Source organism: Anaeromyxobacter oryzisoli (assembly GCF_022690765.1).
Classification (GTDB): domain Bacteria; phylum Myxococcota; class Myxococcia; order Myxococcales; family Anaeromyxobacteraceae; genus Anaeromyxobacter; species Anaeromyxobacter oryzisoli.
Map to the genome: position 1 here is coordinate 102,773 of NZ_JALCZA010000003.1, position 26,656 is coordinate 129,428.

Annotated in this window: 26 protein-coding genes and 1 tRNA gene; 12 read left to right on the plus strand and 15 right to left on the minus strand. The window is 73.4% G+C overall.

Annotated elements, in window-relative coordinates; genetic code table 11:
* The first annotated feature begins 17 nt into the window (after positions 1-17).
* A complete protein-coding gene (locus tag MNZ27_RS01760; protein ID WP_242392301.1) occupies positions 18-896 on the plus strand; it encodes a hypothetical protein in 879 nt (292 codons plus the stop codon).
* A gap of 223 nt (positions 897-1,119) precedes the next feature.
* Here MNZ27_RS01760 and MNZ27_RS01765 read toward each other — a convergent pair whose 3' ends face one another.
* Complete coding sequence (locus tag MNZ27_RS01765; RefSeq protein WP_242392302.1) at positions 1,120-1,749, minus strand: DUF1054 family protein; 630 nt, start codon at positions 1,747-1,749, stop codon at positions 1,120-1,122.
* Between the two features lie 83 nt (positions 1,750-1,832).
* Here MNZ27_RS01765 and MNZ27_RS01770 point away from each other — a divergent pair, with 83 nt between their 5' ends.
* Together MNZ27_RS01770 and MNZ27_RS23865 are read left to right on the plus strand one after the other, a co-directional pair.
* Positions 1,833-2,840 (plus strand): helix-turn-helix transcriptional regulator, encoded by a 1,008-nt coding sequence (locus MNZ27_RS01770; protein ID WP_242392303.1) that lies wholly within the window; start codon positions 1,833-1,835, stop codon positions 2,838-2,840.
* Positions 2,837-3,940, plus strand: a complete 1,104-nt coding sequence (locus MNZ27_RS23865) for a helix-turn-helix transcriptional regulator (protein ID WP_242392304.1) — start codon at positions 2,837-2,839, stop codon at positions 3,938-3,940. The genes MNZ27_RS01770 and MNZ27_RS23865 overlap by 4 nt, the downstream gene beginning before the upstream one ends.
* 20 nt (positions 3,941-3,960) lie before the next feature.
* Here MNZ27_RS23865 and MNZ27_RS01780 read toward each other — a convergent pair whose 3' ends face one another.
* Complete coding sequence (locus MNZ27_RS01780) at positions 3,961-4,839, minus strand: NAD(P)-dependent oxidoreductase (protein ID WP_242392305.1); 879 nt, start codon at positions 4,837-4,839, stop codon at positions 3,961-3,963.
* Positions 4,840-5,008: 169 nt separating this feature from the next.
* On the opposite strand from MNZ27_RS01780, the gene MNZ27_RS01785 reads away from it, so the two are divergent.
* Positions 5,009-6,220 (plus strand): protoporphyrinogen/coproporphyrinogen oxidase, encoded by a 1,212-nt coding sequence (locus MNZ27_RS01785; protein WP_242392306.1) that lies wholly within the window; start codon positions 5,009-5,011, stop codon positions 6,218-6,220.
* A 101-nt stretch (positions 6,221-6,321) separates the two neighbouring features.
* On the opposite strand, the gene MNZ27_RS01790 is transcribed toward MNZ27_RS01785, so the two are convergent.
* From MNZ27_RS01790 to MNZ27_RS01805, 4 genes are all read right to left on the minus strand, one after another.
* A complete protein-coding gene (locus MNZ27_RS01790; protein WP_242392307.1) occupies positions 6,322-6,789 on the minus strand; it encodes an arginine repressor in 468 nt (155 codons plus the stop codon).
* The gene (gene argJ / locus MNZ27_RS23870; RefSeq protein WP_242392308.1) at positions 6,786-8,894 is read right to left on the minus strand and encodes a bifunctional glutamate N-acetyltransferase/amino-acid acetyltransferase ArgJ; all 2,109 of its coding nucleotides are present in this window, start codon (positions 8,892-8,894) and stop codon (positions 6,786-6,788) included. Before argJ ends, MNZ27_RS01790 begins: the two co-directional genes overlap by 4 nt.
* A 3-nt stretch (positions 8,895-8,897) precedes the next feature.
* Positions 8,898-9,932 carry an N-acetyl-gamma-glutamyl-phosphate reductase gene (argC, locus tag MNZ27_RS01800; protein WP_242392309.1) on the minus strand — a complete coding sequence of 345 codons (1,035 nt, stop codon included), beginning with the start codon at positions 9,930-9,932 and terminating at the stop codon, positions 8,898-8,900.
* 168 nt (positions 9,933-10,100) lie between these two features.
* Positions 10,101-10,184 (minus strand) — tRNA-Leu (locus MNZ27_RS01805).
* A gap of 93 nt (positions 10,185-10,277) precedes the next feature.
* Between MNZ27_RS01805 and MNZ27_RS01810 the strand changes: the two genes are divergently transcribed.
* Entirely contained in the window at positions 10,278-11,117 is an 840-nt protein-coding gene (locus tag MNZ27_RS01810) for a hypothetical protein (RefSeq protein WP_242392310.1), read from the plus strand.
* Between the two features lie 353 nt (positions 11,118-11,470).
* Here MNZ27_RS01810 and MNZ27_RS01815 read toward each other — a convergent pair whose 3' ends face one another.
* The gene (locus MNZ27_RS01815) at positions 11,471-12,895 is read right to left on the minus strand and encodes a protein-disulfide reductase DsbD family protein (RefSeq protein WP_242392311.1); all 1,425 of its coding nucleotides are present in this window, start codon (positions 12,893-12,895) and stop codon (positions 11,471-11,473) included.
* A gap of 171 nt (positions 12,896-13,066) precedes the next feature.
* Here MNZ27_RS01815 and MNZ27_RS01820 point away from each other — a divergent pair, with 171 nt between their 5' ends.
* The 7 genes from MNZ27_RS01820 to iscX all read left to right on the plus strand — a co-directional run bounded on the left by MNZ27_RS01820 (position 13,067) and on the right by iscX (position 18,300).
* Positions 13,067-14,281: an IscS subfamily cysteine desulfurase gene (locus MNZ27_RS01820; RefSeq protein ID WP_242392312.1), complete on the plus strand. Its 1,215-nt coding sequence runs from the start codon at positions 13,067-13,069 to the stop codon at positions 14,279-14,281.
* A 57-nt stretch (positions 14,282-14,338) separates the two neighbouring features.
* Positions 14,339-14,803, plus strand: a complete 465-nt coding sequence (gene iscU / locus MNZ27_RS01825; protein ID WP_332842736.1) for a Fe-S cluster assembly scaffold IscU — start codon at positions 14,339-14,341, stop codon at positions 14,801-14,803.
* A gap of 10 nt (positions 14,804-14,813) precedes the next feature.
* Positions 14,814-15,149 carry a HesB/IscA family protein gene (locus MNZ27_RS01830; protein WP_242392313.1) on the plus strand — a complete coding sequence of 112 codons (336 nt, stop codon included), beginning with the start codon at positions 14,814-14,816 and terminating at the stop codon, positions 15,147-15,149.
* A 121-nt stretch (positions 15,150-15,270) separates the two neighbouring features.
* Positions 15,271-15,888, plus strand: a complete 618-nt coding sequence (gene hscB, locus MNZ27_RS01835; protein ID WP_242392314.1) for a Fe-S protein assembly co-chaperone HscB — start codon at positions 15,271-15,273, stop codon at positions 15,886-15,888.
* A 14-nt stretch (positions 15,889-15,902) separates the two neighbouring features.
* A complete protein-coding gene (gene hscA / locus MNZ27_RS01840; protein ID WP_242392315.1) occupies positions 15,903-17,780 on the plus strand; it encodes a Fe-S protein assembly chaperone HscA in 1,878 nt (625 codons plus the stop codon).
* Positions 17,781-17,787: 7 nt separating this feature from the next.
* Positions 17,788-18,093, plus strand: a complete 306-nt coding sequence (locus MNZ27_RS01845) for a 2Fe-2S iron-sulfur cluster-binding protein (protein ID WP_242392316.1) — start codon at positions 17,788-17,790, stop codon at positions 18,091-18,093.
* Between the two features lie 9 nt (positions 18,094-18,102).
* On the plus strand, positions 18,103-18,300 hold the full coding sequence (gene iscX / locus MNZ27_RS01850) for a Fe-S cluster assembly protein IscX (protein ID WP_456298392.1): 198 nt from the start codon (positions 18,103-18,105) through the stop codon (positions 18,298-18,300).
* A gap of 277 nt (positions 18,301-18,577) precedes the next feature.
* Here the strand turns inward: iscX and MNZ27_RS01855 are convergent, their stop codons facing one another.
* From MNZ27_RS01855 to MNZ27_RS01890, 8 genes are all read right to left on the minus strand, one after another.
* Positions 18,578-20,296: a methyl-accepting chemotaxis protein gene (locus tag MNZ27_RS01855; RefSeq protein ID WP_242392317.1), complete on the minus strand. Its 1,719-nt coding sequence runs from the start codon at positions 20,294-20,296 to the stop codon at positions 18,578-18,580.
* Positions 20,297-20,575: 279 nt separating this feature from the next.
* Positions 20,576-21,625 (minus strand): protein-glutamate methylesterase/protein-glutamine glutaminase, encoded by a 1,050-nt coding sequence (locus tag MNZ27_RS01860; protein ID WP_242392318.1) that lies wholly within the window; start codon positions 21,623-21,625, stop codon positions 20,576-20,578.
* A gap of 2 nt (positions 21,626-21,627) precedes the next feature.
* Entirely contained in the window at positions 21,628-22,461 is an 834-nt protein-coding gene (locus MNZ27_RS01865) for a CheR family methyltransferase (RefSeq protein ID WP_242392348.1), read from the minus strand.
* A gap of 88 nt (positions 22,462-22,549) precedes the next feature.
* Entirely contained in the window at positions 22,550-23,164 is a 615-nt protein-coding gene (locus MNZ27_RS01870) for a chemotaxis protein CheW (protein ID WP_242392319.1), read from the minus strand.
* A 21-nt stretch (positions 23,165-23,185) separates the two neighbouring features.
* Entirely contained in the window at positions 23,186-24,847 is a 1,662-nt protein-coding gene (locus MNZ27_RS01875; RefSeq protein ID WP_242392320.1) for a chemotaxis protein CheA, read from the minus strand.
* Between the two features lie 10 nt (positions 24,848-24,857).
* Positions 24,858-25,373: a chemotaxis protein CheD gene (locus MNZ27_RS01880; protein ID WP_242392321.1), complete on the minus strand. Its 516-nt coding sequence runs from the start codon at positions 25,371-25,373 to the stop codon at positions 24,858-24,860.
* Positions 25,374-25,376: 3 nt separating this feature from the next.
* Positions 25,377-26,183, minus strand: coding sequence for a GAF domain-containing protein (locus MNZ27_RS01885; protein ID WP_242392322.1), 807 nt, complete (start codon positions 26,181-26,183; stop codon positions 25,377-25,379).
* Between the two features lie 43 nt (positions 26,184-26,226).
* Positions 26,227-26,598: a response regulator gene (locus tag MNZ27_RS01890; protein ID WP_242392349.1), complete on the minus strand. Its 372-nt coding sequence runs from the start codon at positions 26,596-26,598 to the stop codon at positions 26,227-26,229.
* Positions 26,599-26,656 lie beyond the last annotated feature (58 nt).

Here is a 26,656-nt window from a genome sequence, read left to right on the forward strand (position 1 = left end):
CGTCCCGGAGCCCCTCCATGGTGAACGGCCTCCTCGTCCTCGCCGCCCTGCTCGGCGTCCTCGCTGCCGTCGTCTTCTTCCTCTCCGCCCGGAAGGCGCGGGCGGAGCTCTCCGCGCGCCGCGAGGGGGAGGCGAAGCTCGCCGCCGAAGCGGAGGCGGCGCGCAAGGCCGCGGCCGACGTGCGCGCCGAGGCGAAGCGCAAGGGGGACGAGGCGAGCGCGCTCCGCGCCGACCTCGACCGCGCCAAGAAGAAGGCCTTCGAGCAGCAGGAGGCGGCGAAGCGGCTCGGGGGCGCGCAGGCGCTCCGCGAGGAGATCGACAAGCTCGCGGCGCGCCTCGCCGAGGCCCGCGCCGAGGCGGAGCACCAGTCCTCCCGCGCCCGCAACCTCGAGAAGGAGGTCGAGAAGGCGACGACCTCCGTGAAGCGGCTCGAGGCCGCCCGGGCGGCGCAGGCTCCGGCTCGGGCGCCGGCGCCGGCTCCGATCGCCGCGCCCGCCGCCGCCGCGGCAGCGCCCGGAATCGACGAGGGGAAGCTGCGGGCGGAGCGCGAGCGCGCCGACCGGGCGGAGGGCAAGGCGAGCGAGCTGCGCAAGCGCGTCGCGGAGCTCGAGCAGGCGCTCAAGAACGCCCGAGGCCGGCTCGAGACCGAGAAGCGCGTCTACATGGTGCAGAAGGGCGAGCTCGAGCTCGCCGCGGACCGGTACGCCGAGCTCCACCGCCGCCACGACGCGCTCCGCCGGGACCACGAGGAGCTGGTCGAGGCGGTCCGCCAGGCCGCCCGCGAGGAGCGCCGCCTCACCGAGAAGGAGGCCGCGCGCGCCGAGAAGCAGACCGCCCCCGCCGCTCCGGAAGGCGAGGCGGAGGCGAAGGGCGGGGCCGACGGCAGCGTGGGGTGAGAAGGGCGGGGCCGGGCTTTTCAGGATCTGACCGTGCCCGTTCCCGTGACCGTGACCGATCCCCCGTGCCCGCCTCCCGTGTCCCGCCGTCCGTGGCCCGTGTCTCCGTCGGATCACGGGATCGGGCCACGGGCCACGGGACCCGGTTCACGGTCACGGAGAAGCCGGTGACGGTGACGGGCACGGTGTACGGTCCGGCCCGATCCGGCTTCGGGCCGCTCCCTCACTCCGCCGCGTTCGCCAGCACCTTGTAGAGCGGGCCGAGATCCCGGAACACGCCGAGCAGATCGCCGAGGGAGACGCTCCGCGCCTCCTCCCGGGTGAAGGCGATCCCGACGTCCAGGCCGGGCCTGCCCGGGGCGAGCTCCTCGCCGAGCTCGGTCCAGAACGCGGGCGAGTGGGCGGGCGCGAGCTCGGGCAGCTCCTCGAAGTTCCAGTCGGTGAACTGTCGCAGCTTGCGGAAGGGCTTCCCCTTCCTCGCCAGGTTCGCGGCCTCGTGGGCGAGCGCCTGCTGCATGGCGATCCGCCGCGGCGACTCGCCGCGCACGCCGACGCGCGCGTGGAGGTGATCCCGGGTGACCACCACGCCGAGGAAGGGGAGGCCGCGGTAGCCCTTCGGGCTGTCCGAGAAGGCGACGAGGAGCTCCTCGGGCGCGGTGTCCTTGCGGTGGGGGAGCTTCCCGGGGTGGGCGAACAGCTCCTTGCCGGCGACGCGCGAGAGCCCGGAGACGCACTGCTCGCCGATGGCGAGGAGCTTCGGCTGGAGCGTCTGCTCGAGGGCGGCGGCCCGGAGCTCCGGGTCGTCCATCTCGAAGAGCGCGAAGTCCGTGGGACCGAGCCCGAGCCCTGCCATCGAACGCTCCCGCGCCAGCCAGGGAAGGCCCGATCCTACCACACGTTGACGGACCGGCCAGGCTCTGCGAGGTTTCCGCGGCGATGCAGAAGGATCAGCGGCTGCTCGATCTCGCGGCGCTCCTCCTCAAGGCGGCCGAGCCCGTCTCGTGGCGCGAGATCCAGGAGCAGTTCCCGGAGGACTACGGCGGGACGGACGAGGCGGCGATCCGCAAGTTCGAGCGGGACAAGGCGGACCTGCTCGAGCTCGGGATCCCCGTCCGCTACGCGGCCGGCGACGAGGATCTGCCGGCCGGCTACCTCATCGATCGCGACGAGTTCTACCTCCCGGATCTGAAGCTCCCGCCCGAGGACCTCGCGCTCCTCTACGTGGCGGGCTCGGCGGCGCTCGCCAGCGGCGCGTTCCCGTACTCCCGCGACCTCGCCCACGCCCTCTCGAAGCTCTCCTTCGCGGCCCGCGCCCCGGGCGCGTCCGAGGCGGCGGCGTTCGCCGCGCGGCGGCTCACCGCCGACGCGGGCGAGCCGCGCCCCGAGGTCGCGCAGTGGATCGAGGAGCTCTCGCGGGCGATCGCCCTCCGGAAGCGCGTCCACCTCGCCTACCTCGGGGCCGAGCGGCGCGAGCGGACCGAGCGCGACGTCGATCCCTACGGCCTCTTCCAGAAGGGCGGCGCCTGGTTCCTCGCCGGGTACTGCCACCTCCGCGAGGACATCCGCACGTTCCACGTCTCCCGGATCGAGGCGCTCACGGTGAACCCCGCCGCGCCGCGCACGCCCGACTTCAAGCCGCGGAAGGACTTCTCCATCGCCGCGTACGCGACCCGCGAGGCCTGGGAGTACGACGTCCACGCGCCGGTGCGCTGCCGGGTGCGCCTCGACCCGCCGATCCCCGCCGAGGTGCTCGCCTCCTTCGGACCCCGCGCGAGGACGAGGGAGGAGGGCGGGGGGGCGGTGATCGAGGTGGACGCGACCAACCAGGAGGGGCTGCTCCGGCACGTGCTCGCGCTCGGCGAGCGGGCGGAGATCCTCGCGCCGAAGGCGCTGCGCGAGCGCGCCCGCGAGGTGCTCTCGACGCTCGCACGGAGGCTCGCGTGACGCGGACGGCGCGGGGGAGCGGCCGCGCGGCGGCGCGGAAGGCGGGGAAGCCGGGAAAGGCGGCGCCGGCGGTCCCGGCGGCCCCGGCGGCGAGCGCCCCGAGGGCGGCGAAGGAGCGTCCGCCGAAGGCGCGCGGGTCGCACGCGGCGCGCACCGATCCGCGCGAGCGGCTCCGGCGCGTGCTGTTCCTCGTCCCGTACGCGGTCCGCCACCCCGGCATCCCGGTGAAGGACCTCGCGCGTCGCTGCGGCTGCACCGAGAAGGAGCTGGTCGAGGATCTCGACTTCCTCCTCGGGGTCGGGTCGCCGCCGTTCGCTCCGGACGACTTCCTCGACCTGTACGTCGAGCGGGACCGGGTCTACGTCGCGCTCCACCAGAGCTTCTCGCGGCCGCCGCGCTTCACCGAGAGCGAGGCCGCCGCCCTCGCCGCCGCCGCCCAGGGGCTCGGGGGCGAGGGGCGGGAGCGGGCGGTCGAGGCGCTGCGCGACGCGGTCCCCCGGGACCGGCGCGCGAGCTTCGACGAGCTCGTGGGCCGGATCTACGCGGGCGCGCCGCCGGCCCGCGACTCGGTGCTCGGGCGGCTCCAGCGCGCCATCGCCGATCGCCACTCGGTGAAGCTCGCGTACCACTCGGCCTCGCGTGACGCCGAGACCGAGCGGGTGGTCCACCCGTACACGCTCGCCCAGCGGTTCGGCCACTGGTACCTGTACGGCCACGACGCGGCGCGCGGGAAGGCGCTGGCGTTCCGGGTGGACCGGATCCGCGACTGCGCCGCCCTCCCGGATCGCTTCGAGGCGCCGTCGGAGGCGGAGCTCGCGCGGGCGCGCCTGTTCTCCGAGCCGAGCGGGGAGCCGGTCCGGCTCCGGCTCGGGCCCCAGGCGGCGCCGTGGGCCCTGTCACGCCCGGGGATCGCGCTCGCGAAGCGCACGGAGAAGGGCGGGGCGGTGGTGGAGATCCGCGGGGCCGGCGACGAGTGGGCGACCCGCCTGGCGCTCTCGCTCGGCGGCGACGCCGAGGTGATCGCCCCGGCGTCCGCGCGCCGCCACTTCGTGGAGGCGGTGCGCCGGACCCTCGCGCGGTACGAGCCCCCCGGCTCCTGATGGCGCGGCGCGCGCGGAGGCTACGGCTTCTTCGCGCGCTGCCAGAGCTCGGCGACGGCGGCGACGTCGGAGTCCCCGCGCCCGGTCCGCACGCCCTCCGCGAAGAGCCGGCGGACCGCCTCGCCGAGCGCGAGCTTCACGCCGAGATCGGCGGCGGCCTCCTCGACGAGGCGCTCGTCCTTCTCGGCGAGGGAGAGCTTGAACCGCGGCGCGTAGTCCTTCCGCTCGACGAGCTCGCCCTTCATGAGGAAGAGCGGGGAGTGGAACGACGACGCCTGGAGCACCTCGATGATGCGCCAGGGCTCGAGCCCGCCGGCGGCGCCGAGCGCGAGCGACTCGCCGAGCGCGGCGACCATCGCGTTCCCGACCGCATACACCACGATCTTCATCAGGGCGGCCTTCTCGGGCTCGTCCAGCTCGAAGATCCGCGCGGCGACGGCGTGCAGCGCGGGCCGCGCCCGCTCCCGCGCCGCGGCGCTCCCGCCGGCGACGACGACGAGCTGCGCCTGCTCGGCGGCGCTGCGCGAGCCGAGGAGCGGGCAGGCGACGAACCGCGCCCCGCGCCGGGCCACCTCCTCCGCGACCGCCTTCGCCGCGCGGGCGCCGGAGGTGGAGAAGTCCACGAGCACGTCGCCGTGGGCGAGCCCGGCGAGCGCGCCGTCGGCGCCCTCCAGCACCGCCGAGAGCGCCGCCTCGTCGGAGACGCAGGTGAGCACGAGATCGCGGCCGGTCGCGCATTCCCTCGGCGTGCGGGCGAGCTTGCCGCCCTTCGAGACGATGTGATCGGCGCGCGATGGGGTCCGGTTCCAGACGGTGAGCTCGTGCCCAGCCTTGCGGAGGTTGTTGGCGATGGGCTCGCCCATGGTCCCGAGTCCGATGAACCCGATCCGCATGCGCATGCGACCTTTGTAAACGATTGCACGCCGGTGGGCCATGGTCCCGGTTGCCGCGCCCGGGTGCGTCACCGATCGCGGGTACGCGAGAGCGCTGGCGCGGCGTCGCGTTCTCTGCCACGCTCGTCGTCCGCCCCGCACGGGCAGGGCGCAAAGGGATCACCTCGGAGAGGCGATGGGCACGGCAGACGTCATCGTGGTGGGCGGCGGCATCAGCGGCCTCGCGTTCGCGTGGAAGGCCGGCCAGGCTGGCAGGCGGGTGCGGGTCCTCGAGGGCGACCAGCGGGTCGGCGGGTGCCTGCACTCGCACCGCCGCCCCGACGGGTACTGGTTCGAGATGGGGGCGCACACCGCCTACAACAGCTACGGCGGGTTCCTCGACATCGCGGTCGGTGCCGGCGTCGCGGGCAAGATCATCCAGCGCGGCCCCGCGCGGTCGAGGTTCGGCCTCCTCCGCGCCGGCCACGTCCGCTGGCTCACCCCGCCGAAGATCCTGCTCCAGCTCGACTGGCTCGAGGCCGGCCTGAGCTTCCCCGCCGGGATCTTCCGCAAGAAGGAAGGCCAGACGGTCTACTCGTACTACTCGGGGCTGGTGGGGCGCCGGAACTACGACCGGCTCTTCTCCCCGTTCTTCGCGGCGGTCCCCTCGCAGAAGGCGGACGGGTTCCCCGTGGAGGGGCCGGGGTCGCTGTTCAAGAAGCGCCCGCGCCGCGAGGAGTTCGTGCGGAGCTTCGGGTTCGACGGCGGTCTCCAGCTCGTCTGCGAAGCGGCGGCGCGCTCGCGAGGCGTCGAGGTCGAGACGGGCGTCGCCGCGACCCACGTCTCGCGCGCGGGAAGCGAGTACGCGGTCACCACCGCGGACGGCCGCACCGTCACCGCGCCGCTCCTCGCCCTCGCCGTCCCGCCGCCGCAGGCGGCCGCGCTCGTCCGCGAGGACCTCCCCGAGCTGGCCACCGCCCTCGCGCGGGTGGCGACGACGGAGGTGGAGAGCGTGGGGGTGGTGCTCCCGCGCGATCGGTGCTGGATGCCCGAGTGCGCCTTCCTCGTGCCGGTGGACGACCTGTTCTTCTCGGCGGTGACGCGGGATCCGTTCCCGGATCCGCGGCTCCGTGCGTTCGCCTTCCACTTCAAGGGGGCGGTGCCCCGCGCGGACCGGCTCCGGCGCGTCTCGGAGGTGCTGCGCGTCCCGGTCGGCGAGCTCGGCGAGCTCGTGGAGCAGCGGCGGGTCCTCCCGTCGCCCGCGCTCGGCCACGGCAAGCTGGTCGCGGAGATCGACCGCTGCCTCGCGGGCGGGAAGCTCGCCGTCACCGGGAACTTCTTCGGCGGCCTCGCCATCGAGGACTGCGTCGCCCGGTCGAACGACGAGTGGCGGCGCGTGGGCGGGTAGGCAGAGGGCGCGCCGGTTCGGACCGTCACGGGACCCGGTTCACGGGTCACGGAGAAGCCGATGACGGTGACGGGCACGGATCACGGGGCGTGCCCCGGTCGTCAGCTCCCGAGCAGCCCCGACAGGAGCGTCGCGAGGTGCCGCGGGCGGAGCTCGCCGGCCGGCGCGACGAACACGGTGTCGTCGCCGGCGAGCGTCCCGAGCACCTCCGGGAGCTGCGCGAGGTCGATGGCCCGCGCGATGGCCGGCGCGCTGCCGGGCGGCGTCCGGATGACCACCATCGACGCGTTCGCGGAGACGGCGGTGACGAGCCCGCCGAACGCCGCGAGGTCCGCCGCGCCGCGGGGCGTCCCGTCGGCGCCGTCGCCGTCGGCGAGCTCGTAGATCGTCCCGCCCTCCGGGCGCGAGACCCGGCGCGCGCCGAGCCGCGCGAGATCCCGGGAGAGGGTCGCCTGCGTGGCGCGGAAGCCCGCCCCGGCGAGCGCCTCGAGCAGCTCCTCCTGCGTCGCGATCCGGCTGGACCGGATGATGCGGGCGACGGCGTCGCGGCGGCGCTCGGCGGCGGTCATCGCGGCTCCCCGAGGGTGATGAGCGAGCCGACGCCGCGATCGGTGAACAGCTCGGCGATGACGGTGTGCGGCTGGCGGCCGTCGAGGACGTGCACGCGGTCCACGCCGCCCTGGAGCGCGGCGAGGATGGCGTGCGCCTTCCACTTCATCCCGCCGGTGATCGCCCCCGCCTCGAGGCGGCGGGCGAGGTCGGGGGCGGTGAGCTGGCGGACCAGCGCGCCGTTCGGGGAGGACTCGAGCACGCCGGCGACGTCGGTGAGGTAGATGAGCTTCCGCGCGCCGAGCGCGACCGCGACCGCCGACGCGACCGCGTCCGCGTTGATGGAGAGCCCCGTGCCGTCGTCCGCGAGGCCGATCGGCGAGATCACCGGCACGTACCCACCGTCGAGCAGCATCTGGAGGAACTTGCGGTTCACCTCGACCACCTCGCCGACGTGGCCGAGATCGACGCCGTCGAGGGACGGGACCTTCCGCGCGCGGACGAGCTTCCCGTCCTTCCCGGAGAGGCCGACGGCGCCCGCGTTCCGCGCGTTGAGCAGCGCCACCAGCTCCTGGTTCACCTTGCCGGTGAGGACCATCTCGACGACGGGGAGGCTCTGCGCGTCGGTCACGCGCATGCCGTCCACGAACTCGGTGTGCTCGCCGAGCTTCTCGAGGGTCTTCGTGATCTCCGGGGCGCCGCCGTGGACCACCACCGGCTTGAGCCCCACCTTCTTGAGGAGGGTGACGTCCTCCGCGAAGGCCTCCTTGAGCCCCTCCTTCACCATCGCCGCGCCGCCGTACTTGATGACGGCGACCTGGCCGGAGAAGGCGGCGATGTACTTGAGCGCCTCGGCGAGCAGGGTCCGCTTGAACGCCGGGCTGTAGTTCGCCACCCGGTCGTCCTTGGCGACCTGGCCGTCGGGGCGCTGGACGATCATCGAGCTGTAGTCGGCGTTGATCTTCACGTAGTCGTAGGAGAGGTCGCACCCCCACGACACCGCGCGCGCGTCTCCGTCGGCGAGCTCGACCAGGACGTCGATCCGGCCCTCCCGCATCCGGGCCCGGAGCGCCTCGCGATCGAGCTCGACCGGGGCGCCGTTCGCGAAGACGACGACGCCCTGGAGCGTCACCTGCGCGCGGAACGGGTCGATGGCGTACCCCGCGGCGCCGGCGCGGGCGCCCACCGTGGCGAGGATCCGTCCCCAGTTCGGATCGGCGCCGAAGAGCGCGGCCTTCACCAGCGGCGACGACGCGACGGAGCGGGCGCAGTCGCGCGCCGCCTCGTCCGTGGGGGCGCCGGAGACCACCACCTCGACCAGCTTGGTGGCGCCCTCGCCGTCGGCGGCGATGGCGCGGGCCATCTCGCCGAGGAGGTCGCCGAGGGCGTTCTCGAGCCGGTCGAGGTCCGCCCCGGGGTCGTGGATCCGCGGATTCCCGGCGAGCCCGTTCGCGAGGGCGTAGACGGTGTCGTTCGTGGACATCTCGCCGTCCACGGTGACCATGTTGAGGGTCCGCTGCACCGCGCGCGAGAGCGCGCCCTGGAGCGCCGGCGGGGAGACGGCCGCGTCGGTGACGATCACGCACAGCGTGGTCGCGAGCTGCGGGGCCAGCATGCCCGAGCCCTTGCAGATCGCCGACACGATCGCGGTCTTCCCGCCGAGGATCACCTCGCGCGCCGCCATCTTCGGGCGCGTGTCGGTGGTCATGATGGCCTCGGCGGCGAGGTCGGGGTGGTCGCCGAGCGCCTCGACGAGCGCGGGCAGGGCGGTGACGATCTTCATCGCCGGGAGGCGCGCCCCGATCACGCCGGTGGAGGCGGTCAGGACGGCCCGCTTCTGGATCCCGAGCGCGTCTGCGACGGCGGCCCGGATCACCGTCACGTCGTCGAGGCCGGCCGGCCCGGTGAGCGCGTTGGCGTTGCCGGAGTTCGCCAGGACCGCCCGCATCCCCTCGGCGGGGACGCGCCCGCGCGCGTCGAGGACCGGCGCGGCCGTGGCCTTGTTGATCGTGAAGACGCCCGCCGCGGCGGCGGGGTGATCGGAGACGACGAGGGCGAGGTCGCGCCGGCTGGGCTTCAGGCCGCAGTGCACGCCGCCGAAGCGGAAGCCCTTCGGGATCTTCACTTGCTAGCCCCCCAGCAGGTCGAGGCCGGTCGCCTCCGGCCAGCCCATCGCGGCGTTCAGCGCCTGCACCGCCTGGCCGGCGGCGCCCTTCACGAGGTTGTCGATGGCCGAGACGGCGACCGCGACGCCGGCGCGGGCGTCCACCGCGACCCCCACGTGGCAGCGGTTCGTGCGCACCACGTCCTTCACCGACACCCGCTCCGCCGCCATCGGGCGCACGAACGCCTCGCGGCCGTACGCCGCCTGGAGCGCCGCCCCGAGGTCGGCCGCGCTCGCGCCGCCGGCGAGGCGGAGGGTCGCGGTCGCGAGGATGCCGCGCCGGATGGGGACGAGCACCGGCGTGAAGGAGAGCGCGCCGCACGCCCCCGCGAACCGGGCCACGGTCTGCTCGATCTCGGGGACGTGCTGGTGCTTGCCGAGCCGGTAGGCGTGGAGATCCTCGCCGAGCTCGACGAAGCTGTAGTCCTCGGAGGCCTTGCGGCCGGCGCCGGACACGCCGCTCAGGCCGGTCACGGCGATGCCCTCGGGCGAGACGAGCCCGCTGCGCACCAGCGGCGCGAGGGCCAGGGCGATGGCGGTGGCGTAGCAGCCGGGGTTCGAGACGAGCCGCGCGCCGGAGAGGCCGTCGCGAGCGAGCTCGGGCAGGCCGTAGCGCGCCTCGGCCAGGAGCTCCGGCGCCGGGTGCGCGAAGCCGTACCAGGCCGGGTACGCGGCGAGATCGGCGAGCCGGAACGCGCCGGAGAGATCGACCACGCGGACGCCGCGCGCGAGGAGCTTCGGCGCGAGCTCGGCGGAGACGGAGGCCGGCGTCGCGAGGAAGGCGATCTCCGCGTCGGCCCCCTCGCCGTCGGCGAGGGGTCGGTAGGAGAGGGCGGCGGGGGCGCCGTCGAGCGGGAGCCGCGCGCCGGCGGTCTCGCCGCTCCAGCGATCGGAGTACAGCGCGGCGAGGCGGACGCGCGGATGGCGGGCGAGGAGGCGCGTCAGCTCGAGCCCGGCGTAGCCGGAGGCGCCGACGATCGCGGCTGGATGGACATGCATGGGTCTGCATAAATATGCAGACGGCCCGAGATGTCAACGGGATGGGAGCCAGACCCGGGAAGAAGGTCTCGGACGCCGGGCTTCGGGCCTCGGGGCGCGAGAGCGGCGCGAAGCCCGAAGCTGAAAAAGAGGACGGGCCGGCGGTTCGACCCGCCGGCCCGTCGCGTGTGCCCAGGAGAGGATTCGAACCTCCACGGTTTTGAGGCCGCCAGACCCTGAATCTGGTGCGTCTACCAGTTCCGCCACCTGGGCGATGGGGGCCTCCTCATTAGCCAAGGCCATTCAGGGTGTCAACATCGCTCGCCCGTCTCCGGTAGAATCCCCCGCCCGGAGGCTGCCCGATCGATGCTCGCCACACTGTCTGCGCTTCATCTCCTGCTCCTCACCCAGGCCGCGCCCGTCGTGCCGTTCCCGCCCGTCGGGCCGGACGGCGGGGACGAGGCCGCTCAGCCGGCCCCGCCGCAGCAGGAGAACCCGCCGCTCCCCCGGAAGGAGAGCGCTCCGCGCCCGACCGCCGCCCTGCCCGCCGCGCCCGAGACCCCCGCCGAGCCCGCCGAGCCCGCTCCAGCGCGGCCGGCGGAGCAGCTCCCGGCGCCGCGCACGATCCCGACGCCGCCCACCCAGCTCTCGCTCCTCTCCGCCGAGCCCCTCGGCGGCGGCTCGGCGATGCTCGCGCAGGCCGGGTGGTCGCAGCTCTCGTTCCTCTACGCACAGGGGATCACGCCGCAGGATGACCTCGGAGGCTTTGTCGATCTCGACTGGTCTACGACCGAGCTCCACCTCGGCGTCTTCTACAGGCACCCGTTCAGGGCCGTGGGCCCGTTCGCGATGGCCGGCCGCTTCGAGCTCGCCTGGTACAAGGACTTCGGCGGGACCTGGTTCCACGACTCGAACCATGAGGATCGCGGGCTCGAGGCGAACCCGGGGGTCTCGCTCTCGCAGCGGACCCGGAGCGGCATCGTGTCGATCATCGGGGAGGTGCCGCTCACCCTCACCCTGCGGGCCGACAGGGGGATCCTCTTCAGGCCGCGGGTCTCGCTCGCGTACGAGGCTCCGCTCTACGACGGGTACACGCTCGGCGCGCGCGTCGGGATCGGCTACCGCGGCGGCGCGGGCGACGCGCCGATCTCCGGCAGCCGGGCGGAGCTCACGTTCCTCGTGGTGGGCGGGTACCGGGTGTTCTGAAGGAAGCACCGGGGCACGCCCCGTGAGCCGTGCCCGTCACCGTCACCGGCTTCTCCGTGACCCGTGAACCGGGTCGCGTGGCCCGTGGCCCCGTCCCCGTGGCCCGACCGCCGTCGGATCACGGGCCAGGGGACACGGGAGGCGGACACGGTCGAGCCGGTCCTCCGTGAGCCGTGCCCGTCACCGTCACCGGCCTCTCCGTGACCCGTGAACCGGGTCGCGTGGCCCGTGGCCCCGTCCCCGTCGTCCGACCGCGCCGTCGGTTTACGGGCCAGGGGACACGGGAGGCGGGAGGCGGGGACGGGAAACGGTCACGGGCACGGTGACGGATCACGGGCCCTGGGGCCCGCCCCTCACCACCGCATCGCGCACGCCACCGGCACGGCGCCGGGGCGCCGATCCTCCGGCGCCGCGTCCGGGAGCGACTCGAGCTTGTCGCAGGCGCCGTCCACGCCCTCGAGGCGGGAGAGCATCTCCTTCGCGGACACCACGCCCATCACCCGGTCGGGCACCTCGCGGCCGTGGCCGTCGAGGAAGACCACCGTCGGCATGCCGACCACGCCGTACCGCTCGGCGAGTGCCGTGAACGCGTCGTCGCCCGCCGTCCCGTCGATCTTCACCGCCACGAAGTGCTGGGCCGCGGACTGCACCGCCGGCTGGGACCAGGCGATCTGGTCGAGCTCCTTGCAGGCCACGCACCAGTCCGCCCAGAAGTCGAGGATGACCGGGCGCCCCTCGCTCCGGGCCTTCGCGATCGCCTGATCGTAGGAGCGGAGCCAGGCGAACGTCGCGCTCGCACGCTGCCGCTCCTCGCGCGCGCCGGCGGCCCCCGCGCCGTAGACGATCCCGCCGACGAGCAGCGCCACGCCGAGCGCCTTCACCGCCCGGGCGAGGGCCGGGCCGTGGAAGCTCCCGTGCAGCGCCCCGAGGAGGACGCCCGCCGCCGCGGCGGCCGCCGCGGCGTAGGCGGCTCCGTGCGCCGCCGAGAACAGCGCCCTCGACTGCGGGAGCGCGCCCTTCAGGAAGACGAGGGCGGCGGCGAGGAGCGCCACCCCGAAGACGGACTTCACCGTCTCCATCCACGGACCGCTCTTCGGCAGGGCGACGGAGAAGGCGCCGATCAGGAAGAACAGGAGCCCCATCCCGAGGGCGTACGTGAACATCACGCCGACGCCGAAGGCGACGGAGCCCTTCGCGGCGATGAAGGTGAGCGCCGCCGCGAGCACCGGGCCGGTGCAGGGCGCGGCGATGATCCCGGCGACGAGCCCCATGCCGAGCGCGCCGGCGCGGCCGGCGCCGCCGACGCGGTTCAGCGCGAGCTGGAGCGAGGACGGCAGCCGCAGCTCGAACGCGCCGAACATCGACAGCGCGAGCGCCCCGAGCACGAGCGCCACCCCCGCCATCGCCCAGCCGTTCTGCATCACGCTGCCGAACGCCCTCCCGGTGACCGCCGCGCCGACGCCGAGGGCGGAGTACGTGACGGCGATCCCGAGGACGTACAGCGCCGAGAGGGTCACCGCCTCCGCGCGCGACCCCGCCTTCCGGGCGCCGAACAGCGACACCGTGATCGGGATGAGCGGGTACACGCACGGGGTGAGGCTGGTCGCGACGCCCCCGGCGAACGCGACGGCGAACGCCAGGAGCGAGCCGCGCCCGAGCAGGCCGCCGAGGCCGAGATCGGTGCCGGCCCCGGTCGGGGCCAGGCCGATCCGATCCGGGAGCCAGGCGACGGCCACGAAGGCCAGGGCGGCGAGGAGCAGGCGGTGGGAGGTGCGCATTTCTTGGGCTCGCTATGCTCGAAAAATGTCCTGTGGCAGCCAGGAGTTCGCCCGGGTGAGCGACGCTTGACCGGGTGAGCGTTTTCCTTATACTCGACCCTCACCGTCCACGTTCGAGCGCTCGGAGGGCGTTTTCCCCTCCTCGCTTCTCTCTGAGAGGTAACGGGCGAGATGAAGATTCCCATCTACATGGACTATCACGCCACCACGCCCGTCGACCCCCGCGTGCTCGACGCGATGTTGCCGTACTTCACCACCGACTTCGGAAACGCCGCCTCGAAGAGCCACGTCTTCGGCTGGAAGGCGGAGGAGGCGGTCGAGGCGGCCCGGGAAGAGGTCGCCCGGCTGGTCGGCGCGTCGGCCAAGGAGATCGTCTGGACGAGCGGCGCGACCGAGTCCGACAACCTCGCCGTCAAGGGAGCCGCCCACTTCTACCAGTCGAAGGGCAAGCACCTCGTCACCTCCAAGACCGAGCACAAGGCGGTGCTCGACTCGATGCACGCCCTGGAGCGCGAGGGGTTCGAGGTCACGTTCCTCGACGTGGAGCGGGACGGGCGGGTGGATCCCGGCCGCCTGAAGGCGGCCCTCCGCCCGGACACGATCCTCGTGTCCGTGATGCACGCGAACAACGAGACCGGCGTCGTCAACCCCATCGCGGAGATCGGCGCCGTCACCCGCGCCGCCGGGGTGGTCCTCCACTGCGACGCGGTCCAGTCGATCGGCAAGATCCCGTTCGACGTGGACGCGATGAACGTGGATCTCGCCTCGATCTCGGCCCACAAGATGTACGGGCCGAAGGGCGTCGGCGCGCTGTACGTCCGGCGCAAGCCGCGCGTCCGCCTCGTCGCCGAGATGGACGGCGGCGGCCACGAGCGCGGCTTCCGCTCGGGCACCCTGAACGTGCCGAGCATCGTCGGCTTCGGTAAGGCGGCCGCCCTCGCCCGCGTGGAGCGCGAGGCGGAGGGGGCCCGGGTGCTCGCCCTCCGGGAGAAGCTCAGGAAGGGGATCGAGCGGTCGCTCGATCTCGTGACCGTGAACGGCAGCCTGGAGCACCGCCTGCCGGGAAACCTCAACGTGAGCTTCGCCTATGTCGAGGGCGAGGCGCTGATGATGGCGGTGAAGGACGTGGCGGTCTCCTCGGGGTCGGCGTGCACGAGCGCGTCCCTCGAGCCGTCGTACGTCCTCCGCGCGATGGGCGTGAGCGACGATATGGCGCACTCGTCGATCCGCTTCGGGCTCGGGCGCTTCACCACCGAGGAGGAGGTGGGGTACGTTGTGCGCCTCTTCGCCGAGAAGGTGACGAAGCTGCGGGAGATGTCCCCGCTCTACGAGATGGTGAAGGACGGCATCGACCCCAACCAGATCGCGTGGGCGAACCCCCACTAGGAACCGGATCCGCGCGCGCCGGGTCCAACGCGGGCGGGGGACAGGGAAGGAACCGAGATGGCGTACTCCGAGAAGCTCCTCGATCACTACGAGCACCCGCGGAACGTGGGCTCCCTCGACAAGAGCGATCCGGACGTGGGTACCGGCCTCGTGGGGGCGCCCGCCTGCGGCGACGTGATGAAGCTGCAGATCCGGGTGAACGACCAGGGCGTCATCGAGGACGCCAAGTTCAAGACCTTCGGCTGCGGCTCCGCCATCGCGTCCTCCTCGCTCGTGACCGAGTGGGTGAAGGGAAAGACGGTGGACGAGGCGCTCACCATCAAGAACACCGACGTGGCGACCGAGCTGAACCTGCCGCCGGTGAAGATCCACTGCTCGGTCCTCGCCGAGGACGCGATCAAGGCCGCGGTGTTCGACTGGCAGAAGAAGCACGGCCAGTCGGATCCTGCCGTGAAGCCGAACACGGTCCAGGGCGACCGGGCGGCGCTCGTGGCGGCCGGCGTCCTCAAGTCGGGGATCTAGCGGAGCGGCCATGGCCGGTGCGGCGATCGAGATCAGCGAGAAGGCGGCGGCCCGGATCCGGAAGCTCTCGGAGGAGCGGCAGTCGCCCGGCGGCGGGCTCAGGCTCGGCGTGAAGGGCGGCGGCTGCTCCGGGCTCTCCTACTTCGTGGACTGGGCGGACCGGCCCGCCAAGCTCGACCAGGTGATCGAGCGAGACGGCGCGCGGGTCTTCGTGGACCCGAAGAGCGCGCTGTTCCTCGCCGGGACCGTGATCGACTGGCAGCAGACGCTCATGCAGACCGGGTTCGTGTTCAGGAACCCCAACGTGAAGAGCGCGTGCGGGTGCGGGGAGTCCTTCACGATCTGAACGAGGGGAGGGCACGCTCCTCGCATGGCTCGCGGGGGGTGACCCGCGGCCCTCGCCGCTCGGACCCGGCGCGTCCGCCCGGCTCTTCGCGCAGGGGCGGTGACCAGGACGGAGGAAGTCGGTGCTGCACTGCTGGAGCTGCAAGACGCTGGAGGAGGAGCCCACGCCCTTCTGCCCCAGCTGCCGGAAGATCCAGCCCGTGGGGCGGACGGAGGACTACTTCTCGCTGCTCGGGCTCCCCCGGCAGTTCGCGGTGGATCGCGCGGAGGTCGAGAAGCGCTTCCGGGAGCTCTCCCGCTCGTTGCACCCGGATCGCTTCGCCAAGGCGGAGGCGCGCGAGCGGCGGCTCTCGCTGGAGCGCGCGACGCGCCTCAACGACGCGTTCCGGTACCTGAAGGACTGGCGCCTCCGCGCCGCCTACCTCCTCAAGCTCGCCGGCACGGACGTCTTCGCGGAGGGCAAGACCTTCGCCGACCCGGAGTTCCTCGAGGAGCAGCTCGAGTGGCGGGAGGCGATGGCGGTCGCCCAGGCGGACGGCGACGGCCCGGCCCTGGTGGCCATCGCCGAGCGGGCCCGCGAGCGCCTGGCGGCGCTCGAGGCGGAGGTCGCGGCCTGCTTCGAGGACGAGCACTGGTTCTCCGATCTCGTGCTCGACATCGCGCGCCGGCTCTCCCGGGCGCGGTACTACGACAACATCATCGCCGACGCGCGCCGCGCCGGCGCCTCGCTCCAGACGTAGTAAGAACAGGGACCATGCCCCGCGCCATCGGGATCGATCTCGGCACGACCAACTCGCTCGTGGCCCTCGTGGACGAGCGCAACCGCCCCCAGGTCCTGCCCGTGGACGAGGGGCGCCCCCTCCTCCCGTCCGCGGTGTTCTACGCCCCCGACGGCGCGGTGGAGGTCGGCGCCGCCGCCCGCCGCCTGGCGCCGGAGCGGCCGGTGGACACCATCCTCTCCGTGAAGCGGTTCATGGGGCGCGGCCCGGGGGACATCCGGCCGGAGGACCGCGGCATCTACCGCTTCGACGAGTCCGGCGCGGTGGTGCGCCTCGAGGTCGGCGGCGGCGCGCGCAAGGTCACGCCGATCGAGGTCTCCGCCGAGATCCTCCGCCGCCTCCGCCGGCACGCGGCCGACGCGCTCGGGGAGGCGCCGGGCGGCTGCGTCATCACCGTCCCGGCCTACTTCGACGACGCCCAGCGGCAGGCGACCAAGGACGCCGGCCGGCTCGCCGGCCTCGACGTCCTCCGCCTCCTCAACGAGCCCACCGCGGCGGCGCTCGCCTACGGCCTCGACAAGCGCGCCCAGGGCACCTTCGCGGTCTACGACCTCGGCGGCGGCACCTTCGACGTGTCGATCCTGCGGCTCGACGCGGGCGTCTTCGAGGTGCTCTCCACCGGCGGCGACACCCACCTCGGCGGCGACGACTTCGACCGCGTGCTCGCGCGGAAGCTCCTCGCCGAGGGGCTCGCGCAGCGGATCGAGGACCCCTCGCCCGGCGTGCTCCGCGCCACGGTGGCGGCCGCGCAGCGGATCCGCGAGACGCTCACGACGGAGGAGGCGGTCGAGGCTGAGGTGGAGCTGCCCGAGGGGCTCCGGCTGACGGTGCGGCTCACGCGCGCGGAGCTCGAGGCGCTCATCCAGCCGGTGGTGGACCGCACCACCGGCCCGACCCGCGACGCCCTCCGGGACGCCCGCGTCGCGAAGGTGGACGGCGTGGTCCTCGTCGGCGGCGCGACCCGCACCCCGCTGGTGCGCCGGCACGTGCGCGAGCTCTTCGGGCAGGAGCCGCTCACCGACCTCGACCCGGACACGGTCGTCGCCCTCGGGGCGGCGGTGCAGGCGGACGCCCTCGAGCGCGGCGGGCGCGAGGACGTGCTGCTCCTCGACGTCATCCCGCTCTCCCTCGGCGTCGAGATGATGGGCGGCGTGGTGGAGAAGATCATCCTCCGCAACTCCACCATCCCCGCCTCGGCGACCCAGGGGTTCACCACCTACGCCGACGGCCAGACGGGCATGGTCGTCCACGTCGTGCAGGGCGAGCGCGAGCTGGCCCGCGACTGCCGGTCCCTCGCGCGCTTCACGCTGAAGGGGATCCCGCCCATGCCCGCCGGCATCGCGCGCGTGGAGATCTCCTACGCGGTGGACGCGGACGGCATCCTCCAGGTCTCGGCGCGCGAGCTGACCACCGGGATCGAGCAGCGGATCCAGGTGAAGCCGACCTACGGGCTCACCGAGGACGAGGTCGAGCAGATGCTCGTGGAGAGCATCGAGCACGCGGAGGAGGACGTCTCGGAGCGCTTCCTCCGCGAGTGGCGGGTGGAGGGCGACCGGATCGTCTCCGCCCTCGAGACGGCGTTCGGGATGGACGGCGAGCTGCTCACCCCCGCGGAGCGCGCGCGGATCGAGGAGAAGATCGCCGGGCTCCGCGAGGCGATGGCCGGCTCCGACTTCCTCGCGGTGAAGGCGTGGATCGAGTCCGTGGACGCCGCCACGAAGGAGTTCGCCGAGCGGCGCATGAACAAGCACATCGCGAAGGCGATGTCGGGCCACCGGGTGGTCGAGTTCGCAGATCAGCCGCCCGCCACGGGGTCGAAGGACTCCGACCTCGAGTCCGGCGAGGGCGGGTGAGCGGGCCATGCCGCGGGTGACCTTCGTCCCGGAGGGGAAGACCGTCGAGGTGCCGGCGGGCACCTCGATCCTCGACGCCGCCGACGCGGCCGGGGTGGAGCTGCCGCACAACTGCGGCGGGGTCTGCGCCTGCACCACCTGCCACGTCTGGATCGAGCAGGGGCTCGAGTCGCTCTCGGAGATCGGGGACCGGGAGGACGAGCGGCTGAACGAGGCCGCCGGCCTCGGCCCCACCTCCCGCCTCGGCTGCCAGGCCGAGGTGGGGACCGCGGACGTGGTGGTCCGCGTCCCCCACAACCGGATCGCGAGCTAGGAGCTGACCATGCACTGGACCGACGTCCGCGAGATCGCCATCGCCCTGAGCGAGCGCCACCCCGACGTGGCGCCGCTCTCGGTGCGCTTCACCGACCTGCACCGCTTCGTCCGCGAGCTGCCCGACTTCTCCGACGACCCGCAGAAATCGAACGAGGCGATCCTCGAGGCGATCCAGATGGCCTGGCTGGACGAGGTCGAGGACTGAGCAGGCTGGAGCGGCGTCGGGCGTCAGGCCTGCGGCCCGTGCTCGCATCCGTACCCGACCCCGGACGCGAACCCGTACCCGTGTCCCGTGACCGTTACCGATCCCGCGTGCCCGGCTCCCGCCTCCCGTGTCCCGTGACCGTGATCCGACGGCGCGGTCGGACCACGGGAACCGGGCCACGGGCCACGGGACCCGGTTCACGGGTCACGGAGGAGCCGGTGACGGTGACGGGCACGGTTCACGGGGCTTGCGCCGGCCCGCGCCTGGGTCCCGTCGCCTAGAACTTCTTGAACCCGCCGGTCTCCTGGGAGACCGCGCCGTTCCGCTTCGGGGCGGGGAGGGCCGCGGCGTCCTCGGGCGCGGCGGGGTGCGTCGCGGGATGCGTGAGGGGGTGAGGCAGCTTCGGGTGCGGCAGCGCCGGGACGTGCGCGGCGGGAGCCGAGGCGGGTGCGTGGACGGGCGCGTGCAGGGCGCGCGGCCCGACGGCCGCCCGCTCCACCTGGAAGAAGCTCATGAGCTGCTGCAGCGCCTCGGCCTGGGCCGACAGCTCCTCGGCTGTGGACGACAGCTCCTCCGCCGCCGACGCGTTCCGCTGCGTCACCTGGTCCACGACGCCCATCGCCTTGGTCACCTGGGAGACCCCGGTGGACTGCTCCTGGCTCGCCGCCGCGACCTCCTGGACCAGCTCCGCCGTCTTCTGGATCGTCGGCACGAGGCCGGAGAGGAGCGCGCCGGACCGCTCCGCCACCTTCACCGACGAGGAGGCGAGCCCGCCGATCTCCTTGGCCGCCTTCTGCGCACGCTCGGCGAGCTTGCGGACCTCGGTCGCCACCACCGCGAACCCGCGGCCGTGCTCGCCCGCGCGCGCGGCCTCGATGGCCGCGTTCAGCGCGAGCAGGTTCGTCTGGTACGCGATCTCCTCCACGATCCCGATCCGCTCGGCGATCGTCTTCATCGCGCCGACCGTCTCGGTCACCGCGCGCCCGCTCTCCTCGGCGCTCCGCGCGCCGTCCGTGGCCATCCGCTCCGTCTGGCGCGAGCCCTCGGCGTTCCGGGCGATCGAAGCGCTCATCTCCTCGAGGGAGGACGTCGTCTCCTCGACGCTCGCCGCCTGCTCCCCGGTGCCCTGCGACAGCGACTGGGCGGTCGCGGACACCTGCTGGGAGGCGCCGGTGAGGGCCTCCGCGCCGCCGCGGACCTCGCCGATGATCCGGGCGAGCTTCTCCGCCATGTCGCGCATGGCGGCCTGGAGCCGGCCGGTCTCGTCGGTGCGATCGACGACCGGCAGCTCGCGGAGATCTCCGTCGGCGACCCGCTCCACGACGCGGAGCACGCCGGCGATCGGGCCGGTGATCGACTTGGTGATGAAGACGCTCACCGCCACGCCGAGCGCGACGCCGACGAGGACGATGAGGAGCATCGTGGCGCGGACGTCGGACGCCGCGGCGCCCACCACCGCCCCCGCCTCGGCCATCCTCTTCTGATGGACCTGGGAGAGCTGATCGAGGGCGTCGGCCAGCGCCCGGATCGGCTCCTTGAGCGGCGTCATCGCGGCGTTCGCCTCCTGCGGCGTCGCGTACTGCCCGTTCCGCGCCCCGGCGCCCACCTCCTGGAACCCGCGCACGTAGTTCTCGAGCTCCCGGCGAGCGGTGGCGACCGCCTCGCGATCGTTCGCGTCGCTCGCGAGGGTCGCCGCCTCGGCGAGGTGGTCGCGGAGCGCGCTCGCCTCCTTCGTCCAGCTCTCGAAGTACTCGGCCTGCTTCGCGCCCTCGCCGATGTTCAGGAAGGTGTCCTTCTCGTAGCGGCGCAGCAGGAGCGCCTCCGAGCGCGCGTCGTCGCAGAGGCTCGCCATCCGCGCGTCGCCGGAGAGCATGTCCAGCGTGGTCGCCGACACGCGCGCGAGCCCCCAGTAGCCCGAGAGCGCGACGGCGCCGGTGATCGCGAGCATGAGCAGGAAGGCGAGGGCGAGCCGCACGCCGATCGACATGTTCTTCATCGAGCACCCCTGTGCGGAGTCGCCGCACTCGACCAGGCAGCCCGAAGGCGCCGTTTCGTCGCGAGCCATTTGCATGGCCGGCGCCGGGATCCGGTGCGCCCGCCGTGAAAGCTACGAGTTCAAAAAAGTCTGCGAGTGTGTCGATGTCGCCACGGCCGCGTGACGCAGGTCAGAAATAGCCATACCACGAACGAGGGATGTCCTGCGTGACCTGGTACGGCGCGGACCCTCCCCGGGCGGACCCGGGCTCGCCATGAGAGGGGACGGGCTCCTCGGCGTTCACGCGGTCCACTTGAGGATCGACTGGGCGATCCGCGACAGCGGCAGGACCTCGTCCACGCCGCCCCGCGCGATCGCCTCCTTGGGCATCCCGAACACCACCGAGGTGGCCTCGTCCTGGGCGATGGTGTGGGCGCCGGCCGCCCGCAGCTCGGCCATCCCGTCCGCCCCGTCGTCCCCCATCCCGGTGAGGATCACGCCGACCGCGTTCGAGCCGGCGGCCTGCGCCGCGGAGCGGAACAGGACGTTCACGCTCGGCCGGTGGAGCGACACGGGCGGCCCGTCCAGCACGTCCGCGAAGTAGAGCGCGCCCGAGCGCCGGACCGCGAGGTGGTGGTTGCCCGGCGCGATCAGCGCCCGGCCCGAGACGAGGCGGTCGCCGGAGCACGCCTCCTTCACCTCGATCCGGCAGCTCTGGTCGAGCCGGCGCGCGAACTGGGCGGTGAAGACCTCGGGCATGTGCTGGACGATGGCGAGGCCGGGCGCGTCCGGCGGCATCGCCTCGAGCAGCGCGCGGAGCGCCTCCGTCCCGCCGGTGGACGCGCCCACCACCACCACCTTGTGCGTGGTCTGCCGGATCGGGGAGGAGCGCTTGGCCGGGAGCACCGCGTCGGTCGAGAGCTTGCGGGCCGGGGGCGCGGCCCGCCGCGGCCGCACCTTCGCCTGGACCGCGGCCCGGACCACGTGGACGAGGTGCTGCGCGGACTCCTCGAGGAAGCCCTTCACCCCGAGGCGAGGCTTCGCCACGATGTCCACCGCGCCCTCCTCGAGCGCGTGGAGCGCGACCTCCGTGCCGGGGCCGGCGAGCCCGGAGCAGACCACCACCGGGATCGGGTCCTCGCGCATCACCTTCTGCAGGAAGGTGAGCCCGTCCATGCGCGGCATCTCGATGTCGAGCACGATCGCGTCCGGCCGCTGCCGGCGCATCTTCTCCATCCCGATGAGCGGGTCGTTCGCCGTCTCGACGAGGAACCCGGCCCGACCGAGGATCTGGGCGAGCGCGGTGCGGACCACCGCGGAGTCGTCGACGACGAGGACGCGCGCAGGCACGTCTACCTCTCCGGTCGAGGGGGTGGCGCGAGCGTGTAGACGGTGGGGAGCACCGCCTTGGCCCGCGTGGTGAACCCGCCCAGGCTCTCGGCGTGACCGAGGAACAGGTACCCGTCTGGCTGGAGGTGGTCGAGGAGGCGGTGCACGACCTTCCCCTTCGTCTCCTTGTCGAAGTAGATGAGGACGTTCCGGCAGAAGATCACGTCGAAGCGCCCGAGCGCCGGGTGATCGTGGGTGAGGTTCAGGCGGGAGAACCGGACGAGCTGGCGGATCTCCGGCCCGGCCTTCATGAGCCCCTCCTGGCCGCCGTACCCCTTCAGCATGTAGGCCTTGAGGTACGCCTCGGGGATCTCGCGGGCCTTCTCGAGAGGGAAGACGGCCGCCTGCGCCCGGGCGAGGACCTTGGTGGAGAGGTCGGTCGCGAGGATCTCGAGGTCCCAGCCCTGGAACGACGAGAGGAGCGTCATCGCGAGCGTGTAGGGCTCCTCGCCGGTGGAGCAGGCGGCGCTCCACACCCGGAGGCGCCGCGGCCGCGTCCCCGCGTCCGCCTCGGCGCGCCACGCGGGGAAGATGCGGTCGCACAGGAACTCGAAGTGGCGCGGCTCCCGGAAGAAGTGCGTCTCGTTCGTGCAGATCGCGTCGAGCATCCGGATCCGCTCGGCCTCGTTCGCGGCGACGAGCTCGAAGTACTCGCCGAACGAGGTCGTCCCGAGCTCGCGCAGGCGGCGCGCGAGGCGCCCCACGAGGAGCGCCTTCTTCACCGGCGCGAGCCAGATGCCCGCCTCGTCGTTGATGAGGCGCTGGAAGCGGGCGAAGTCGCGATCGCTCACCGCCATGACGGGCGCGTGCGCCGCGTCGTTCGGCACCTCCCCCGCCGTGGTCGCCCGCGCGGTCACGTCCGAACGCCCCCCGCAGCGGCCGCGGCTACGCCGCCGGCGCCGCCTCGGGCGCGGCCTGCGGCTCCGCCGCGCCGGGCGCGGCGGCCTCCGACGCGGCGGCAGCGCCGGCGGGCTCCGGCGCGGGCTCCGCGGCGTCCTCGGGCAGCCCGTCCTTCACCGCCTGGGCGAACTCGCGCTCGTCGGCCGAGATCACGCGGTCGATGTCCAGCAGGAGCACGAACCGCTTGCCGACCTTGCCCATGCCGAGGAGGAAGTCCACCCGCACCTGCGTGCCGAAGGTCGGCGTCGGCTCGATGTCGGCGGGGCCGAGCTCGATGACCTCGCGCACCGCGTCCGCCATCACGCCCACGACGGTCGGCTGCCCGTCCATGACGGCCTCGACGATGAGGATGCAGGTGAGCCGCGTGACGGCGGTCTCGGGCAGCCCGAACTTCGCGGCGAGGTCGATCACCGGCACCACCGCGCCGCGCAGGTTGATGACGCCGCGCACCGAGCGCGGCGTCGAGGGCACGCGCGTGATCTCCTCGTACTGGAGGATCTCCTTCACCTTGAGGATGCCGACACCGTACTCGCACCCGCCGAGGCTGAAGGAGAGGTGCTGCGCGCGCTCGGTGTCCGTCGTCGTCGTGTTCTGGGCCATGTCCGACCTCCGTTCGTCCGTCTACGCCGCCGCAGCGGCCTGCGTCGCGTACCGCTTCAAGGTCTCGCGCAACAGGCCCGCGACGTCCAGGATGAGCGCCACCCGGCCGTTCCCGAGGATCGACGAGCCCGCCACGCCCGGGATCCCCTTGAACATGCCGCCGAGCGGCTTGATGACCGTCGAGCTCTCGCCGTGCAGCTCGTCGACCGCCACGCCCGCCATCTGGTTGCCGTGCTGCACGATGACGACGTTCTCCCGCCGCGGCCGGTCGCCCGCGACGTGGAGGTGCTCCCGGAGGCGCAGGTACGGGAGCGGCTTGCCGCGCACGTTGATGACGCCCCAGGGCGCCGAGGCCGCGGTCTCCTCCGGCGGGAGCTCCAGGCACTCGATCACGGCGTCGAGCGGGAGGATGTAGGTCTCGTCGGCGACGCCGACCCGGAACCCCTGGATGATGGCGAGGGTGAGCGGGACGCGGATGGTGATCGTGGTGCCCTGGCCGGGCGTGCTCTCGATGCCCACCGAGCCCCGGAGGGCCTCCACGTTGCGGCGCACGACGTCCATCCCGACGCCGCGGCCCGAGAGCTCCGTGACGGTGTCGGCGGTGGTGAAGCCCGGCTCGAACACGACCCGCGCGAGGTCCTCGTCGGTGACGCGGGCCGCGTCGCTCACGAGCCCCTGGGCGACGGCCTTCTCGGCGATGCGCCGACGATCGAGCCCGGCGCCGTCGTCGCTCACCTGGATCACCATGCTGCCCGCCTCGTGGTAGGCGCGGAGCACGAGCCGTCCCTCCGGGGTCTTCCCGGCCGCGCGCCGCGCCTCCGGGGCCTCGATGCCGTGATCGAGCGCGTTGCGGACCATGTGCGTGAGCGGATCGCGGATGTGCTCGATGACCGAGGTGTCCACCTCGACGTCCTCGCCCTCCACCTCGAGCCGCGCGAGCTTGCCGGAGGCGGTGGCGAGATCGCGGACGGTGCGGGCGTGCTGGAGGAACGTCGGCCCGATGGGGACCATCCGGGCCTTCATGATCAGCTCCTGCAGGTCGAGGTAGAGCCGGTCCGCCTCGCGGTGCGCCGTGAGGGCGTCCTCGAGGGTCACCCCGGCCCGCCGCTCGAGCATCTCGGAGAGCCGCCCGCGCACGATCGCGATCTCGCCGGAGAGGTTCAGCATCCGGTCGAGCTTGGCGACGTCCACGCGGAGCGTCCGGGACGCGTGGTGCTGCGCCGGCGTCTGCTCGGCCCCGTCGGCGGCCGGGGCCGCCGCGGCGGCCGGCGCGCTCGGCTCGGCGGGCCCCGCGGCGGCGGCGGCGAGCTCGGCGCGGAACGCGGCGATCCCCTCGGACGGCGCGGTGGCGCCGTCGGCGGCCTCGCGCACCGCGCTCCGGAGGACGTCCACCGAGCGGAGGAGGAGCGTGACGAGGACGTCGTTCACCGCGAGCGTCTTCTTGCGGAGGCGCTCGAGCACGTCCTCGAGGTCGTGGGCGACGTCCCGGACGACGTCGAAGGAGACGAGCGAGGAGGAGCCCTTGATGGTGTGGGCGTCGCGGAAGAGCGCCTGGAGGAGCCCCTCGTCGCCCGGCGCCTTCTCCAGCGCGACCAGCGTCTGCTCCATCCGGGCGAAGATCTCCTCCGCCTCCGCGAGGAACGTCGCGAGCAGGGCCTCCCGATCGATCTCGAACTCGTCCATCTGGCTCCTCCTAGAGCTGCCGGACCCACGCGGTCCCGTCGTCCACGTGGAAGATCAGCTTCCGCCCCTTCGTACCGCCGACGTCCTGGTCGAGCACGGGGATGCCCGCCTCCTCCAGGAGGCGGCGCGCGAGCGCGGCGTTCTCCTCGCCGAGGTTCCGGGAGGTCTTGAACGCGCCGATGACGCTCGCGCCGCCGAAGATCTTGGCGACGAGGGTCCCGCGGGTCGCGCCCGCGCGGAGCACCTCCTCGACGAGCGCCGGCACCGCGACGGTGCCGAACCGCGCCGAGCGATCACGCTCGACGTGATACGGCAGCAAGAAGTGGTTCATCCCCCCGATCCCGGTCGAGCGATCGTAGAGGCAGACCGCGACGCACGAGCCGAGGATGGTCGTGATCGCGGTCGGGCGCGCGGCCACGGCGAGCTGCCCCGCGTGCAGGTACACCTGCGCGCGACCGCCGCTGTCCGGGGTGCCGGAGAGGGCCGTCGCGGCGCGCTCGGGGGCGGTGCCAGGGAGCCGCGGCACCTGTTACCCCGCGGCCGCCGGGCGCGCGGTCTGCGCGCGGAGGTGCAGGGCGATCCCTGCGTGGCTCGAGAGCAGCTCGAACACGGCGTGGTCCGCCTCGGTCAGCCCCGGCTTGTGGCCGAGGAGACGGAAGATCGCGAGGACGGCGTACACGCGATCGCCGACCTTGAGGGGGACGCAGGCGGTGAGATCGCGGTCCTCCGGGGTGGGCTCGCCCCGGCCGGCGAGATGGAGCACGCCGGTCGCGGCGGTGCGGCCGATGGTCCCCGCGCCGAGCGCGATGTCCCGGAGCGGCTCCGGGTCCACCCCGAACGTGTGGATTGGCGCGAGGCGATCGCCTTGCACCTCGAGGACGGCGAGCTCCTCGGTGCCGATCAGGTTGATGACGATCTCCTGGAGCGCGCCGAGGACCTCGTCGCGCGTCAGGGCGCCGTGGATGCGATCCAGCGCGACGAAGAGCTGCGCGAGCTCGGAGCTCTTCTCCTCGACCGCGACGTACTCGTCGCAGATCCGCCGGTTCTCCGCCTCGATGTCGGCGAGGCGCAGCCGCAGCCGCTCGCGCTCGGCGCTCGCGTGGTCGATCGCCTCGCGCGCGAGGGCGAGCTCGGCGACGAGCCGCTTCTTCTCGAGGTCGATCGCGCCGTGCTCCGACCCGGCCATCGGCGGCGGCGTCGGGGTGGGCAGGGACGAGGCGCGCGCCTCCGCGAGCCGCTCCTGCTCGGACTTGAGCGACGCGACCAGCTCGCGCAGGCGCTCGTTCACCTTCTGCAGCTCGCGATGCTTCTCGCCGCCGCTGGCGAGGTCCGGCACCAACCGTGGCGAACGGGGGTCCGAGGGCATGGTGCGCTCCGGGCTACTGGCCGAGGCAGCTACGCACCTTCGCGAGCAGCTCCAGGCCGTTGATGGGCTTCGTGACGTAATCGTTGCAGCCGCTCGCGTACCCGGTCTCGACGCTGGCGAGCTCGCCGCGCGTCGTGACCATGATGACCGGGATGGTCGCGGTCTCCTCCGCCTCCCGCAGCTTCCGGCAGGCCTCGAAGCCGTCCATCCGCGGCATCACCACGTCCATCAGGATGAGGTCCGGGCGCTCGGCGCGAGCCTTCTCGACGCCCTCGAGGCCGTCCTTCGCCGTGACGACGTCGTATTCGCTCTTGGAGAGGATCATGCGCTCCATGAGCAGGACGGTGCTCGAGTCGTCGACGAGCAGGATCTTCTTGCGATCCACCATGTCTCCTCCGCGTGCGGACCTGCACCCTACTGCAAGCGGAACACCAGAGGGTGAG

Bases quoted from the DNA above. Each gene is read 5' to 3' on its own strand.
- MNZ27_RS01760 (WP_242392301.1), top strand. From the start codon at position 18: ATGGTGAACGGCCTCCTCGTCCTCGCCGCCCTGCTCGGCGTCCTCGCT.
- MNZ27_RS01765 (WP_242392302.1), bottom strand. From the start codon at position 1,749: ATGGCAGGGCTCGGGCTCGGTCCCACGGACTTCGCGCTCTTCGAGATG.
- MNZ27_RS01770 (WP_242392303.1), top strand. From the start codon at position 1,833: ATGCAGAAGGATCAGCGGCTGCTCGATCTCGCGGCGCTCCTCCTCAAG.
- MNZ27_RS01780 (WP_242392305.1), bottom strand. From the start codon at position 4,839: ATGCGCATGCGGATCGGGTTCATCGGACTCGGGACCATGGGCGAGCCC.
- MNZ27_RS01785 (WP_242392306.1), top strand. From the start codon at position 5,009: ATGGGCACGGCAGACGTCATCGTGGTGGGCGGCGGCATCAGCGGCCTC.
- MNZ27_RS01790 (WP_242392307.1), bottom strand. From the start codon at position 6,789: ATGACCGCCGCCGAGCGCCGCCGCGACGCCGTCGCCCGCATCATCCGG.
- argC (WP_242392309.1), bottom strand. From the start codon at position 9,932: ATGCATGTCCATCCAGCCGCGATCGTCGGCGCCTCCGGCTACGCCGGG.
- MNZ27_RS01810 (WP_242392310.1), top strand. From the start codon at position 10,278: ATGCTCGCCACACTGTCTGCGCTTCATCTCCTGCTCCTCACCCAGGCC.
- MNZ27_RS01815 (WP_242392311.1), bottom strand. From the start codon at position 12,895: ATGCGCACCTCCCACCGCCTGCTCCTCGCCGCCCTGGCCTTCGTGGCC.
- MNZ27_RS01820 (WP_242392312.1), top strand. From the start codon at position 13,067: ATGAAGATTCCCATCTACATGGACTATCACGCCACCACGCCCGTCGAC.
- iscU (WP_332842736.1), top strand. From the start codon at position 14,339: ATGGCGTACTCCGAGAAGCTCCTCGATCACTACGAGCACCCGCGGAAC.
- MNZ27_RS01830 (WP_242392313.1), top strand. From the start codon at position 14,814: ATGGCCGGTGCGGCGATCGAGATCAGCGAGAAGGCGGCGGCCCGGATC.
- hscA (WP_242392315.1), top strand. From the start codon at position 15,903: ATGCCCCGCGCCATCGGGATCGATCTCGGCACGACCAACTCGCTCGTG.
- MNZ27_RS01845 (WP_242392316.1), top strand. From the start codon at position 17,788: ATGCCGCGGGTGACCTTCGTCCCGGAGGGGAAGACCGTCGAGGTGCCG.
- iscX (WP_456298392.1), top strand. From the start codon at position 18,103: ATGCACTGGACCGACGTCCGCGAGATCGCCATCGCCCTGAGCGAGCGC.
- MNZ27_RS01855 (WP_242392317.1), bottom strand. From the start codon at position 20,296: ATGAAGAACATGTCGATCGGCGTGCGGCTCGCCCTCGCCTTCCTGCTC.
- MNZ27_RS01865 (WP_242392348.1), bottom strand. From the start codon at position 22,461: ATGGCGGTGAGCGATCGCGACTTCGCCCGCTTCCAGCGCCTCATCAAC.
- MNZ27_RS01870 (WP_242392319.1), bottom strand. From the start codon at position 23,164: ATGGCCCAGAACACGACGACGACGGACACCGAGCGCGCGCAGCACCTC.
- MNZ27_RS01875 (WP_242392320.1), bottom strand. From the start codon at position 24,847: ATGGACGAGTTCGAGATCGATCGGGAGGCCCTGCTCGCGACGTTCCTC.